We start from the raw sequence: 13,910 nt of genomic DNA, 5'->3' as shown, positions 1-13,910 counted from the left end.
CCCCGGTCGGTTCCGTTCATACACCCCCCCCCGCGTCTGTTTTTTTTCGTTTGGCTGTATGGGGGGGGGCCGGGGTGGGGGCGCCCCCCCCGACGCAGGTCAGAGCGGCTTCTGGTAGCTCAGGTGCCGCACCACGATGCGGTAGTTGAGCTGCTCGTTGATACCGATCATGTGATTGTTGGACTCGGCGTTCCAGGTGTCGACCTGAGCCAGCGCCGGCTCCTGCTCGCGCAGCCAGAGCAGCATGTCCGACTTGACCAGGGCACCCAAGCGGTGACCGCGGTGGGCGCGGTCGACGGCGGTGTCGTGCTGTTCGCCGATCCGTGGGCGTTCCTGCTCGACCGCGATGATGGTGTGGCCGGCGAGCTCGCCGGTGGTCTTGTGGCGGGCGATGACCCGGTACAGGTTCTCTTCCCGCTTCAGCTGGGCCTCTTCGTACGCGCGCAGTCGCTCGGGACTGTAGACGTCGTCCTCGATGTCGAGGTCGTCGGTCGGTGCGTCGTTGATCGACTCGGTCAGCTTGACCATGCCGCCGATCAGGTCGTCCGGCAGCCGACCGGACAGTCGCAGCAACTCGTAGTCGGTGGATGCCGCCGCTGCTTCGTCGTACAGCCGCTGGACGATGGCGTAGTCGAGGCCTTCGAGCTCCTGCCGGCGGTTGATGTCGGCCGACTTCCTCTCGAACCCGCGGGAGCGGGCGAACGCGTCCATCCCTGGTACGTCGAGCACCCCGAGGCCGAGCATGTTCCGGCCGAGCTCGCGGGTCGTCTGCTCGGCGAAGTCGACCATCGCCGCACTGACGCCCCGACCGCGATGGTCCGGATGGGTCGAGATGTCCATCCACACCTGGTTGGTGTTCTCGTACGTCGGCAGGTGCAGATGGAGTAGGCCGACGGCGGTCCCGTCGGTGTCGCGGGCCACAAACGCCTCCGGTGGGTGCAGATCCCAGCCGTAGCGCAGCATCAGGGCATACCCACGAGGCGTGGACGGCGTCAGGTCCGGACAGTCCGTCTTCGCGGCCGCGGTCATCACCGCGACGGCCTCGGCGCAAGCGGATTCGTCGTCGGGTAAAACTCTACTGATCTCCACGCCGCCAGGTTCCACCATGCGGACGCTCCACCGCGACTGGTTTATTCCCCCTCACCCGACCGACACCGCTGCGCGGCGGTGTCCGAGGGTCAGGTTGGGGTGGGCATTCCGTAGGCGTGGTCGACGGTCATCGAGAACATCAGGCGGTGGTCGCTCACCATCACCGCGCGGTACTCGTCCCAGTCCGGGTGCTCGCCGGACGCGGTCCGGTAGTAGTCGACCAGCTCCTCCACGGTCTCGTCGTGCGGGTCCGCGGCCACCGGGCTGAGCTCGGCCTTGCCTTCGAGTACGACGTACGAGCGTCCGCCCGGACCATCGACGTACAAGCTGGCGCGTGCGTCGCGGCGCAGGTTCTTGGTCTTGACGCGACCGTCGGTCAGGGAGACCCGCACCCGGGTCCCGTCGTACACATAGGTGACGTTGGACAGCTGCGGGCGCCCGTCCCGTTTGATCGTCACCAGAACGCCGAGCCCGTGGCTACCGATCCGGTCGGCGAGAGAGTCAGTCATGGTTGAATTCTAAAATTTCAAGTGCCCTTTAAGGCAAGCCGGTCCACGCTACGGCAGGAACGCGCGGACCGCCGCCAGCCAGCCTTCCGGTGCGTGGGTGTGGATCCGGTGACCGGCCACGATCGTGGTCACGGTCGCGTCCGGCAACTCCGCCGCGACGAGGGCGAAGCGCGACTGATCCAGATGGCTCTTGGCGCCCCCGGCGAGGAGCAGAGTGGGGGCGGTGACGGCCGCGAGGCCGGTCCACCAGTCCGGTCGTGGGCGGCGGAGGTCGGTGATGACGTCGCGCAGCAGCGTGGAGTCACACCGACGACTGTTCAGCACGCCCAACGCCCAAAGAGCCACGGTAGGCGTCGGTCGGGTGATCGGACCGGTGTCCTGGTCGTCGCGTGGCGGGACCGGCATCTCCTCCAGGACCAACCGCTCGACGCGCTCGGGGTGCTGGACCGCGATCGAGCTGGCGACGAAGGCCCCGAGCGAGTTGGCGATCAGCGTGACCCGGTCGAGCCCATCCAGCTCGCCGAGGATCTGATCGCGAAAATCGTCGAGCCGGTACGGGCGTCGCCGGACAGCATCCCCGTGGCCGAGCAAGGTCGGACAGTGCACGCGGTAACCCAGCGCCTCCAACTCCGGCACGAACCGGTCCCAGGTCGACGGCCCACTCGCCCCAGCATGCAGACAAACGAGATCCTTCACTCACAGTTCCCTTCGGGTCAGCTCGGGGGTCGTAGGAGCCAGGACTGGGTGTGGCGGAGGACGTCTTGGCGGGAGCGATCGCCGTGGTCGACGGCGATGAAGTGGTTGCCGATGTAGATCGAGAAGAGGAGCAGACTGCGAGTCTCCACCTCGTCGGGGTCGGGGCAGAAACTACTGAAGAGCCGGCGCAGGTAGTCCATCCGGCGATTGTCGACGCGGCGCAGGCGGTCGGCGACGGCCGGGTCGCGACGGGCCCAGTCGCGGACCGCCAGGTCGGTCGGCACCCCGGTGGTGCCCTCTTGGATCGCTGCGACGAGCGAACTCAGTCGGCGCAGCCTCGCCTGTGCGTTCCCGCCTCCGGCCTCGACCCGGTCGATCAGGTCCTCGGTCGTACCGCGCTCCCAGACGTCGAGCATCTCCGCGAGCAGTGCGTCGCGATTGGCGAAGTACCCGTAGAAGCCACCCTTGGTGACGCCGAGCGCCTGGGCCAATGCCTCGATCCGGACCGCGTCGGGCCCGCCGGCGGCCAAGGTGCGCAGGCCTTCCTCGATCCAGGCCGAGCGGGGCGTGCGGGCCAACGCCACGACGTGTCTCCTCTCACAGGCGTTCGGATCTATACGGCGGCGTACAGATGTGGTTCTCTCAATCTATACGCCATCGTATAGATCTGCTCCTCTCTTCTTCTTCTTCTTTCCTGTTCTTTCTCTCGGAGGCCCGATGAGACTCCCTGCTACGGCCCACACGTCGCGGCCCTGGCGCATCCACGAGCTCGCGCCCGATTTCGTCCTCGAGGATGTCTGGGCGCTGCCCACGCCCGGCGGCCGGGACGATTTCGATGAACTCGTGCGGCAGTTCGGCGGCAGTGACTTCCCGGATCGGGCGCCGCTGATCGTCCGGGTGCTCTGGGAAGCGCGCCTGGTGCTCGGCCGCGTCTTCGGCTGGGATGCCGACGAGGGCGGCCTCCGTACTCGGGTGGAGTCGCTGCGCGATCGCTTCCCGGCGGACCTGCGCGACGCCCCGACCGGCCCCGACCTCGGCAAGCTTCCGTTCGAGCCGCTCTACCTGCTCGACGACGAGTGGGCCGCCGAGATCGCCAACAAGACGATGCACGGCATCCTGCACATCGGCTGGGTCCCGGACGACGGCGGCGGCTACCGCGGTCAGATGGCCGTCCTGGTCAAACCCAACGGCCGCCGAGGCGAGGCGTACATGGCCCTGATCAAGCCCTTCCGGCACTTGTTCGTCTACCCGGCCATGCTGCGCATCATCGAACGCCAATGGCAATCGCCCGTCGGCACTCCGTAACTCGGGGTGACTGGTGGTCTCACTGCGCGAGACCCCCGGTTCGACCTACGGATCCGGTTGTGCATAAACTCTCAAGCATCATGCGGCACCAGCTTCTCCTCCTTCGCTGCCGCGGCGAGGCCTGACAAGGCCGGTTCCCTCGCCGCGGGGTTTCGTCGTTCGCCGGTCGTCTCGACCCATCAGCGACTGCAGCACATCCTCCGGAGGAGAACCCTCGTGGCACCGAAGAATCAGCCCCAGCCCGTCCAGCAACCGTCCGGCATGCCGATCCACCGCTACCGGGCGTTTCCGCCGATCGACCTGCCGGACCGCACCTGGCCGGCCAAGTCGGTCGACCGGACCCCGCGCTGGCTGTCCACCGATCTCCGCGACGGCAACCAGGCCCTGGTCGAGCCGATGTCGCCGGCCCGCAAGCGGCGGATGTTCGACCTGCTGGTGTCGATGGGCTACAAGGAGATCGAGGTCGGCTTCCCGAGCGCCAGCCAGTACGACTTCGACTTCGTCCGCAGCCTGATCGAAGAGGATGTCATCCCGGACGACGTAACGATCTCGGTGCTGACGCAGGCCCGCGACGAGCTGATCGAGCGGACCGTGCAGTCTCTGCAGGGCTCGCCCAAGGCGACCATCCACCTGTACAACGCGACCGCGCCGCTGTTCCGCCGCGTCGTCTTCAACGTCGACAAGGCCGAGTGCCTGAACATCGCCGTCCGCGGCACCGAGACCGTGATGAAGTACGCCGACGACATCCTGGGCGACTGCGAGTTCGGCTACCAGTACAGCCCCGAGATCTTCACCGGCACCGAGCTGGAGTTCGCGCTCGAGGTGTGCGAGGCCGTCAGCGACCAGTGGCAGCCGGCCGAGGGCCGCGAGATCATCCTGAACCTGCCCGCTACGGTCGAGATGTCGACGCCGAACGTGTACGCCGACCAGATCGAGTGGTTCGGACGCAACCTGACCCGGCGCGAGCACAGCACGATCAGCCTGCACCCGCACAACGACCGGGGTACGGCGGTCGCCGCGACCGAGCTCGCACTGATGGCCGGCGCCGACCGCGTCGAGGGCTGCCTGTTCGGCCACGGCGAGCGGACCGGCAACGTCGACCTCGTCACGCTGGGGATGAACCTGTTCAGCCAGGGCATCGACCCGCAGATCGATTTCGCCGACATCGACGAGATCCGCCGTACGGTCGAATACTGCACGCAGATGCGCGTTCCTGAGCGCCAGCCGTACGCCGGGGACCTGGTCTACACGGCCTTCTCCGGCTCGCACCAGGACGCGATCAAGAAGGGGCTGGAGGCGCTCGACCAGCAGGCGGAGGCCGAGGGCAAGCCGGTCGCGGAGATCGCCTGGGAGGCGCCGTACCTGCCGATCGACCCGAAGGACGTCGGCCGCTCGTACGAGGCCGTGATCCGGGTGAACTCGCAGTCCGGCAAGGGTGGCGTCGCGTACATCATGAAGTCGGAGCACCGGCTCGACCTGCCGCGGCGGCTCCAGATCGAGTTCAGCCGGGTGATCCAGCAGCACACCGACGCCGAGGGCGGCGAGGTCGGCCCGCAGCAGATGTGGGACATCTTCGCGACCGAGTACCTTGCCCCCGGCAAGCTGTCGCTCCTGAGCGTCAACTCGTCGTCGGGTGAGGGGCAGGGCGACCAGCTCCGCGTCCAGGTGTACTCGCAGGGCGTTCCGCACGAGTTGGTTGGCGAAGGCAACGGTCCGGTCTCGGCGTTCGTCGACGCGATCCAGCCGCTGAAGTACGACGTTCGCGTCCTCGACTACCACGAGCACGCGCTGTCCGCGGGTGGTGACGCCCTCGCGGCCGCGTACGTCGAGTGCGAGGTGGGCGACGAGGTCTTCTGGGGCGTCGGCCGGGACGCGAACATTCTCACTGCTTCGCTCAAAGCGGTCGTGTCCGCCATCAACCGCGCCACCCGCTAGCACCGCTACCGGTCCAACCGGAATCGCCCGCCTGTCACATCTTTGTGTCGCAGGCGGGCGATTCCCGTACTCGGGGATACCGTGGCGTCACAGAGGGCGATGTTGCCTCAACGTTGTCTACCGATTGCCTCAAGACGTTGACTGGGTGACTGGGGTTGCGCACACTATCGTCACTATGCGCAGATCCTTGCAAGACAGCATTACTAAGTCCGCTGTCTTCGTGACCTGCGCCACCGACTTTCCCTGGTAGTCGCGTGGAGGTGAGCAGTGAGCGGTGCCGTCGAGACACGTGCGTCGGAGCTGATCGAAGGGCCGGCCGACGAACCGAGACCCTCGGCAGCGCGACGCTTTCTGAGCGCCTGGCTGGTCCGAAGACTCGCCAAGGCGATCCTGACCGTCTTCCTCGTCGCCACCCTGACCTTCTTCCTGGTCCGGCTGCTGCCGGGTAACCCGGTCGACACCTACATCCAGACGCAGATCGCGCAGACGGGTGTCTCGTACGAAGCGGCCGCCGCCCAGGCGAAGAACCTGTTCTCGCTGGACCCGGACCAGCCGCTGATCCAGCAGTACGCGACCTACATGGTCAACATGCTGCACGGCGACTTCGGCAACTCGCTGCTGTCGCCGGGCACCACGGTCGCCCAGGTGATCAAGACCTACCTGCCCTGGACGCTGTTCTCGGTCGGCATCGCGCAGATCCTGGCGTTCGTCATCGGCATCCTGGCCGGTATGACGATGGCCTACCGCCGGGAGAGCTGGATCGATCACCTGCTGACCTCGATCGGGTCGCTGCTGCACGCGATTCCGAACTACATCGTCGCGATCCTGATCGTGGTGTTCCTCGGCGTGAAGCTGCAGGTCTTCAACCTGACCACGGCCCGCGGCTCGTTCTCGCCCGGCGTGACACCGTCGTTCAGTTTCAGTTTCCTCAACGACATCCTCTACCACGCGACGCTGCCGATCCTGGCCTACGTCCTGACCACGGTCGGGTCCTGGGCGCTGGTGATGAAGTCCTCGACCGTGGAAACACTCGGCGAGGACTACGTGACCGTGGCCCGGGCGCGCGGCCTGACCGATTCGCGCATCCGCAGCGGGTACGTCGGGCGCAACGCCGTACTGCCGTTGTTCAGTCAGCTCGCAGTGTCGCTCGGCTTCGTGGTCGGCGGATCGATCTTCGTGGAGAAGATCTTCGGCTATCAGGGCATCGGCTACAGCCTCTACAACGCGGTCTCGGCCCGCGACTACCCCGTCCTGCAAGGCATCTTCCTGGTCGTCACCATCTCGGTCGTGGTGGCCAACCTGCTCGCCGACGTCCTCTACAGCCGGCTGGATCCGCGGATCCGGGTCGGCGGATCCTCGAAGGGGTGACGAGATGGCCGACACCGCAGCTGTTTCCGGCGGCGCCGTTGCCGCGATCGGTACGACGGGAGTCTCGCGTTTCGCGGGGATCCTCAGCTCCTTGCGCCGCAGTCCGGCCGGGTTCATCGGCTTCCTGATCGTCGCGCTCCTGGTCCTGGTCGCCGCGATCGGGCCGATCTTCACGCCCGATGTCTCGCCGGACGTGAAGGCGATCCTGTTGCCGTTCGGGTCGCCCGGGCACCTGCTCGGGACCGACAACGAGGGCAAGGACGTCCTGATCCAGATGATCGACGGCGGCCGGACCGTCATCTTCATCGGGTTCTTCGCCGCCGCGATCTCGACGGCGCTGGCGATCGTCCTCGGTTCGCTGGCCGCCTATCTGGGTGGCTGGGTGGACTCGGTCGTGGTGACGGCCGCGGACGTGGTGCTGACCGTCCCGCAGATCGTCCTGCTCGCCGTGCTCGGCGCGTTGTTCAAGCTGGATTCGCCGTTCCTGCTGGCGTTGCTGGTCGGCGGCCTGTCCTGGCCGGTGCTGACCCGCGCGGTGCGATCCCAGGTGCTGTCGCTGAAAGAACGCGAGTTCGTCGAGGCGGCCAGGCTGCTCGACCTCGGCACCCCGCGGGTCGTGTTCGTCGAGATCCTGCCGAACATGGCCAGCTTCATCCTGATGAACTTCATGATCGGCGTGACGAACGCGATCTACCAGCTGGTCGGCCTCTACCTGCTCGGTCTCGCGCCGCTGACCGGATCGAACTGGGGCATCATGCTCAACCGCGCCTGGATCGCGGGCGCGATCTTCAACGACGCCAGCCTGGGGTTCATCCTCAGCCCGATCGTCGCGATCGTTCTGCTGCTGCTCGGATTGGTGATGATGACCAGATCGCTCGAGGAAATCCTCAATCCGCGGCTCCGGGACCGGTGAGGCATGGTGACGGTGACAACTTCGAGTACGGCCCGAGCGGTGCGTGGCGGCAAGGACAAGCCGCTGCTGTCCATCCGCGACTTCAAGGTCGAGTACCGGACCGGATCCGGTGCCACGGTGAATGCCGTCCGCGGCGTCGACCTCGACCTCTACCCGGGCGAAAGCCTTGCGCTGGTGGGGGAGAGCGGCTGCGGCAAGACGACGTTCGGCCTGGGTCTGTTGCGGTTGCTGCCGCGGCTGGGCCACGCCAGCGGGTCGGTGATCTTCAACCGCGGTGACGGCGCGGAGATCGACGTACTCGCGCTGAACGGCCGGGACCTGCGCGAGTTCCGCTGGCGGGATGCCGCGATGGTCTTCCAGGGCGCGATGAATGCCTTCAACCCGGTACTGAAGATCCGCGGGCACATGCACGACACGATGCGCGCGCACACCAAGGCCACCCGGCAGGAGATCGAGGAGCGCTCGTCGGAGCTGCTGCGGCTGGTTCGGCTCGAGCCCGAGCGGGTGCTCGACAGCTACCCGCACGAGCTGTCCGGTGGAATGCGGCAGCGCGTGCTGATCGCGATGAGTCTGCTGCTCGAGCCTGAGGTGCTGATCCTGGACGAGCCGACGACGGCCCTGGACATCCTGACCCAGCGGTCGGTGGTCGACGTACTGCACGAGGTACGGGAACGGCTCGGGTTCTCGATGATCTTCATCTCGCACGACTTGTCGTTGGCTGCCGAGCTCGCGGATCGCGTCGCCACCATGTACGCCGGGCGCATCATCGAGACGGGTGGTGTCCGGGACATGTTCTACCGGCCGCGGCATCCGTACACACTGGGTCTGATCAAGGCGGTCCCGCCGATCGTCGGTGAGTTGCCCGATCTCGAGTCGATCCCGGGTGGTCCGCCGAGCCTGGCCGCGTTGCCGAAGGGCTGCACGTTCCATCCACGCTGCAAGTTCGTCACCGAGGAATGCAAGGAAGCGGACCCGCCGCTCATCCCGATCACCGATGAACCGGGGAGCGCGCACGAGGTCGCCTGCATCCATTCCAGCGAAGTGCATCTCGAACGCCGAGCACCCGACGACTTGGGGACTGCCTCATGACCGCGACGGAAGCAGCTCCCGCGTCGACCGGGCGCAAGGCCTTGATGACGCTGGCCGGTGTCAGCCAGGTGTTCGACACCAAGGCGGGTCCGATCCGCGCCGTCGACCAGGTGAACCTGTCGGTCAATCCCGGTGAAGTTCTTTGCCTGGTGGGCGAAAGTGGCTCCGGCAAGACCACGGCCGCGCGGATGGCGGCCGGCCTGGCCCGCCCGACGAGTGGTCAGGTGGCCTTCGACGGTACGGACATCTGGTCCATGCACCGGCGTGAATTCGGGACCTTCCGGCGCAGCGTCCAGTACGTCCATCAGGATCCGTACGCGTCGCTGAACCCGACCCGGACGATCCAGCAGACGATCACCGCGCCGCTGCTCAAGCACGGCATCGTCAAGGGCGCGAGGGCCGCCGCCGAGAAAGCGGCCGAGCTGCTGACCAAGGTCGATCTGACGCCACCGGAGAACTACCTGCCGAAGTACCCGCACCAGCTGTCCGGCGGGCAGCGGCAGCGGGTTGCCGTCGCCCGGGCGCTGACCCTGGACCCCAAGCTCATCATCGCGGACGAGTCGACCTCGATGCTGGACGTCTCGATCCGGATCAGCGTGCTTGCGATGCTCGGCCGGCTCCGCGACGATCTCGGCGTCGGGTTCCTGTTCATCACGCACGACCTGGCGATCGCGAAGTACTTCGGGTGGCACGGCAAGACCGCGGTGATGTACCTCGGCCGGATCGTCGAGTTCGGTCCGACCCAGCAGATCATCAACTCGCCCACGCATCCCTACACGCGGGCCTTGATCGACGCGATCCCCGAACCCGATCCGGACCTGACCAAGACCAAGGGCGCCGGAACGCTGCGCAGCCTGGAGATTCCGAGCCTGGCGCACCTGCCCTCCGGGTGCTCGTTCCATCCGCGCTGCCCGCTGTTCGAGGACGGCTTGTGCGACGGCGCCGTACCGGAACTGATCGAGATCCGGTCCGGTCAGTCGGCCGCCTGTCACGTGGTCGCGCGAGACGGCGCCGACGTACACAGCAGTGCCCCTGGTAAGGCGCGGCCGGATGAGCCGGCGGGCTGATGCCACCGGAGATCGGCCGGGCCGGGCTCGGCTGGGCGGCGTTCCTCGTGCTGGCCAGCGGCGTGCTCCTGCTCACGCTGACCCCGGGAACGCCGGAGTTCGTGATCACCCTGTTCACCTTGTGTTTGGGCCTTCTGCTGGGCCTCATCGTCGTCGTCGGAGTCGTCCTGACCCGGCGCCGGGAGAAACGCGAGGGCGGTTAGCAGTACGTCGAACCAGTAGTAGTGCCTGACCACGCGGGCGTGCGGTCAGTTCAGGAAAGGACGAAGGATGAGTCCCACCGGCACCAACGAATCCGGCGCGAGCGACCGGACCAACGCGGTATCCCGCCGGCACGTACTTCAGCTGTTCGGCATCGCCGGCGTCGGCGTCGCCGGCATCGGTTCGCTGGAGGCGTGTTCACCGAGCTCCCCGGATGCTTCGGGCAACAAATCGGGCGGCGGCTCCAAGGAGTTCCACGGCGCGTATCCGTACCAGCTGCCACCGAAGGGGCACTTCAACCTGGGGGCCGGTGTACTCGACGGCATCCAGCAGCAGAGCCCGTACCTCGACCTGGTCTACCCCAGCGCCGGCATGTACTACTGGGCCGACAAGAAGTGGGAGTACCTGATGGCCGAGTCCAGCACGCTGGACGCGGCAGCCAACACGTACACGCTGAAGCTGCGGTCCGGCCTGACCTGGAGCGACGGTTCGCCGGTCACCAGCAAGGACGTCGTGGGCACGTTCAACCTGCACTGGCTGATGCGCCAGCAGTCGTGGGCGTTCCTGTCCGACGTGAAGGCGCAGGACGACACCACGGTCCTGTTCACGATCGGTACGCCGTCGACCGTGCTCGAGCGCTACATCCTGCGGGCACCGATCCTGCCGGTGGCCGTGTACGGCGACTGGGCCACCAAGGCCGAGACGATCCGCAAGGCCAAGGGCAGCCTGGACACCGGCGACGGCAAGAAGCTGAACGCCGACTTCCAGACCTTCCGGCCGGAGAACCCGGTCGTGTCGGGTCCGTTCAACTTCGACCCGAAGAGCATGACGAACTCGCAGATGTCCCTGGTCAAGAACGACAAGGGCCTGTTCGCCGACAAGATCGGCTTCACCAAGGTTGTGCTGTACAACGGTGAGACCCCGGACGTCACGCCGGTCGTGCTGAACAAGGACGTCGACTACGCCACCCACGGCTTCGCGGTGGCCAGCGAGAAGACCTTCCAGAGCAACGGCTTCCGGATCCTCCGCCCGCCGGTGTACTCGGGTCCGTCGCTGGTGTTCAACTACACCACCCACCCGGAGTTCGCCGACGCCAAGGTTCGCCAGGCGATCGCCTACGTCCTCGACCGCAACGAGAACGGCACGGTCGCGCTCGGTGAGTCCGGCAAGCCCTGCAAGTTCATGGCCGGCTTCTCCGACATCCTCGTTCCGGACTGGATCTCCGACGCCGACCAGCAGAAGCTGCAGGCGTACGAGAAGGACCTGGACAAGGCGACCCAGTTGCTGCAGTCGGCCGGGTGGAAGAAGGCCGGCGACAAGTGGCAGACGCCGGCCGGCAAGCCCGCGGCGTTCGACCTCAAGTTCCCGACCGAGTTCGCCGACTGGAACCCGGCCGCCACCAACGCGGCCGACCAGCTGAACAAGTTCGGGTTCAACATCACCAAGCGGGGCATCACGTTCACCCAGCTGAACCCCGACGTCCTGGCCGGCAAGTTCGACATCGCCATCCAGGGCTGGGGCGCCTCGAGCCACCCGCACCCGTACTTCGCGTTCGTCCAGGACCTGTACACGTTCAACTACGTGACGGCGGCGAACCAGGGCGGCAAGGGCATGAACTTCCCGCTCAAGCAGACCACCTCGGCCGGTCCGATCGACCTGAAGTCCGTGGTGGACAAGTCGGCGCAGGGCCTGAACCTCGACGAGCAGAAGAAGAACATCACCGCGGCCGCGGCGGCGTTCAACGAACTGCTGCCGATCATCCCGCTGTGGGAGCGGTACGGGAACAACCCGGCGCTCGAGGGCACCCGGGTCGCGAAGTTCCCGGCGGACGACGACCCGATCCTGAAGAACGCGCCGTACGCGGACAACTTCGTGATCATGTACATGTACACGGGGAAGGTCACGCCGGTGTAAACGCTGGACCTCTGACCCATTTGTTGGTTGGGTCGGCCGGGTGATCATCGTTCGCGAGATCGATCCGGCCGACCTGGCCCTGTTCGACGAGTGGTACGACGCCTTCCGGGCCGGCGCGAGCGCGGGCCGGCCGGCCGCGCTCGTGGTCGGGCGTGAGGCGCTGGGGTATTTGCTGCGTCATCCCGGTCCGCTCAAACAGCGGATCGCGGTCGGTGCGTTCGAGGACGAGCGGGTGCTCGGCGCGATGCTGTTCGAGTACCGGCTGACCGACAATCTGGACGCGGTCGAGGTCGAGATCGACGTACCGCCGCAGCACCGGCGGCGGGGGATCGGCACGGCGCTGTGGCAGTCGGCGGTGACCCGCGCGGCGCAACTCGGACGGACGATCTTTCAGGCCGAGCTCGGCGTACCGTCGGAGCCTTGGCCCGGGAGTGCGTTCGCGGCCCGGCTCGGGTTCACGGTCGAGCATGTCGAGGAACAGCTCGCCGTACCGCTGCCCTTTGACGAGTTTCGGCTTGCTGCGCTGGTGGAGTCCGTGGGTCCGCTGGAGGGGTACGAGCTGACGTCGTGGGCGGGGGTGTGTCCGCCTGAGCATCAGCAGGCGTACGCCGATCTCCACACTGCGATGGATCACGACGTACCGACGGGTGGGATGACGCGGGAGGTCGTTCCCTGGACGGTCGAGAAGCTGCAGGCCAGTGAGGCGCGGATCGATCGGAACTACCTGGCTCTGGTGACGATGGCGCACACGCTGGCGGAGGAGCCGGCCGGATACACACTGCTGTATCTGCCGCGGGCGGACGCGGATTACGCCCAGCAGGACGACACGCTGGTACTGCGGGAGCACCGCGGGCATCACCTGGGCACCCACCTGAAGCTGGCCAATCTCGTCCAGCTGAACAAGCACCGGACCACGCAGCGCACCCTGCACACGTGGACGGCGCTGTCGAATGCACCCATGCGAAAAGTCAACGCCCGGTTCGGTTTCCGGGCCGTCGAGCAGCATCGTGAACTCGAACTGAAGTATCCGCGGCTGCGTCCGGCGGCCCGCGGCGTCGTGCTCGACGCCGAGAATCGCATCCTGCTGGTCCGGTTCGAATTCCCCAGCGGCCCCCTCTGGGCCACCCCCGGCGGCGGCATCGAGCCAGGCGAGTCGGTCATCGAGGCCCTACGCCGCGAACTCCGCGAGGAGATCGGCCTGGAGGTCGTTGCCGACCCACCCCACCTCTGGCACCAGGAAGTAGTTGCCGAAGGCCACGCCACCGGCTACGACGGCGTAATCAACGACTACTACCTCATCCAAGTAGAAGCCTTCACCCCGGTCGCCGAACTCACCGAAGCAGAACTAGAAGCCGAAAACGTCTTCGGCCACGCCTGGTGGACCCTAGCCGACCTCCAATCCCACCCCGCCCACTTCGCCCCCCGAGCCCTCCCCGCCCTCATCCAACAACTCCTAACCACCGGCCCACCCACCACCCCAACCCACCTAACCCTCTAACAGTGATGCCCCCTCGCCCCCGCCCCCGCGCGGGCGCCGCCCCGTCGCCGCCGAACCCCGGTACGGCGAGCGCGCCTCCGCGCGGGCGACTTTGTGCACGGGATCCGTACGCCAGCAGACGCCAGACACGGATTAGGTGCACAAAGTGCCCGTGGTGGAGCCCTCGGCGGGTGAGAGCAACGCGCGGAAAGGTGCGGGAGGCGCGCCGTCCGCCGACCCGTTGCCTCCAGCCCCTCGCCCCCGCCCCGCCGCCCCCGCGCCCGCCCCGCGCCGCCCGCCCCACCCCGCCCCGCGCCGCCCCGCGCTCCCGCGCTCCCGCGCCACCC

At 67.0% G+C, this 13,910-nt stretch carries 13 protein-coding genes; 9 read left to right on the top strand and 4 right to left on the bottom strand.

Annotated features, from left to right (window positions below; all coding sequences use genetic code 11):
• Positions 1 to 99: 99 nt before the first annotated feature.
• From ACWF4Z_RS37900 to ACWF4Z_RS37885, 4 genes are all read right to left on the bottom strand, one after another.
• A complete protein-coding gene (locus ACWF4Z_RS37900; protein ID WP_452248072.1) occupies positions 100 to 1,107 on the bottom strand; it encodes a GNAT family N-acetyltransferase in 1,008 nt (335 codons plus the stop codon).
• Positions 1,108 to 1,178: 71 nt separating this feature from the next.
• Entirely contained in the window at positions 1,179 to 1,598 is a 420-nt protein-coding gene (locus ACWF4Z_RS37895) for a PPOX class F420-dependent oxidoreductase (protein ID WP_452248071.1), read from the bottom strand.
• A 48-nt stretch (positions 1,599 to 1,646) separates the two neighbouring features.
• Positions 1,647 to 2,294: an alpha/beta fold hydrolase gene (locus tag ACWF4Z_RS37890; RefSeq protein WP_452248070.1), complete on the bottom strand. Its 648-nt coding sequence runs from the start codon at positions 2,292 to 2,294 to the stop codon at positions 1,647 to 1,649.
• 17 nt (positions 2,295 to 2,311) lie between these two features.
• On the bottom strand, positions 2,312 to 2,878 hold the full coding sequence (locus ACWF4Z_RS37885) for a TetR/AcrR family transcriptional regulator (RefSeq protein ID WP_452248069.1): 567 nt from the start codon (positions 2,876 to 2,878) through the stop codon (positions 2,312 to 2,314).
• 133 nt (positions 2,879 to 3,011) lie between these two features.
• On the opposite strand from ACWF4Z_RS37885, the gene ACWF4Z_RS37880 reads away from it, so the two are divergent.
• The 9 genes from ACWF4Z_RS37880 to ACWF4Z_RS37840 all read left to right on the top strand — a co-directional run bounded on the left by ACWF4Z_RS37880 (position 3,012) and on the right by ACWF4Z_RS37840 (position 13,584).
• Positions 3,012 to 3,599, top strand: a complete 588-nt coding sequence (locus tag ACWF4Z_RS37880; RefSeq protein ID WP_452248068.1) for a DUF2867 domain-containing protein — start codon at positions 3,012 to 3,014, stop codon at positions 3,597 to 3,599.
• 261 nt (positions 3,600 to 3,860) lie between these two features.
• On the top strand, positions 3,861 to 5,534 hold the full coding sequence (gene leuA, locus ACWF4Z_RS37875; protein ID WP_452248073.1) for a 2-isopropylmalate synthase: 1,674 nt from the start codon (positions 3,861 to 3,863) through the stop codon (positions 5,532 to 5,534).
• Between the two features lie 267 nt (positions 5,535 to 5,801).
• Positions 5,802 to 6,902 (top strand): ABC transporter permease, encoded by a 1,101-nt coding sequence (locus tag ACWF4Z_RS37870; RefSeq protein ID WP_452248067.1) that lies wholly within the window; start codon positions 5,802 to 5,804, stop codon positions 6,900 to 6,902.
• Between the two features lie 4 nt (positions 6,903 to 6,906).
• On the top strand, positions 6,907 to 7,815 hold the full coding sequence (locus tag ACWF4Z_RS37865; RefSeq protein ID WP_452248066.1) for an ABC transporter permease: 909 nt from the start codon (positions 6,907 to 6,909) through the stop codon (positions 7,813 to 7,815).
• A 12-nt stretch (positions 7,816 to 7,827) separates the two neighbouring features.
• Complete coding sequence (locus ACWF4Z_RS37860) at positions 7,828 to 8,904, top strand: ABC transporter ATP-binding protein (protein WP_452248065.1); 1,077 nt, start codon at positions 7,828 to 7,830, stop codon at positions 8,902 to 8,904.
• Entirely contained in the window at positions 8,901 to 9,971 is a 1,071-nt protein-coding gene (locus tag ACWF4Z_RS37855; RefSeq protein ID WP_452248064.1) for an ABC transporter ATP-binding protein, read from the top strand. Before ACWF4Z_RS37860 ends, ACWF4Z_RS37855 begins: the two co-directional genes overlap by 4 nt.
• Positions 9,971 to 10,174, top strand: a complete 204-nt coding sequence (locus tag ACWF4Z_RS37850; RefSeq protein ID WP_452248063.1) for a hypothetical protein — start codon at positions 9,971 to 9,973, stop codon at positions 10,172 to 10,174. The genes ACWF4Z_RS37855 and ACWF4Z_RS37850 overlap by 1 nt, the downstream gene beginning before the upstream one ends.
• Before the next feature lie 67 nt (positions 10,175 to 10,241).
• Positions 10,242 to 12,086, top strand: a complete 1,845-nt coding sequence (locus ACWF4Z_RS37845) for an ABC transporter substrate-binding protein (protein ID WP_452248062.1) — start codon at positions 10,242 to 10,244, stop codon at positions 12,084 to 12,086.
• Between the two features lie 40 nt (positions 12,087 to 12,126).
• Positions 12,127 to 13,584 (top strand): GNAT family N-acetyltransferase, encoded by a 1,458-nt coding sequence (locus tag ACWF4Z_RS37840; RefSeq protein WP_452248061.1) that lies wholly within the window; start codon positions 12,127 to 12,129, stop codon positions 13,582 to 13,584.
• Positions 13,585 to 13,910: the final 326 nt, after the last annotated feature.

This window comes from Kribbella sp. NPDC055071, assembly GCF_053608045.1.
This window is presented reverse-complemented; position numbering and strand designations above follow the sequence as displayed.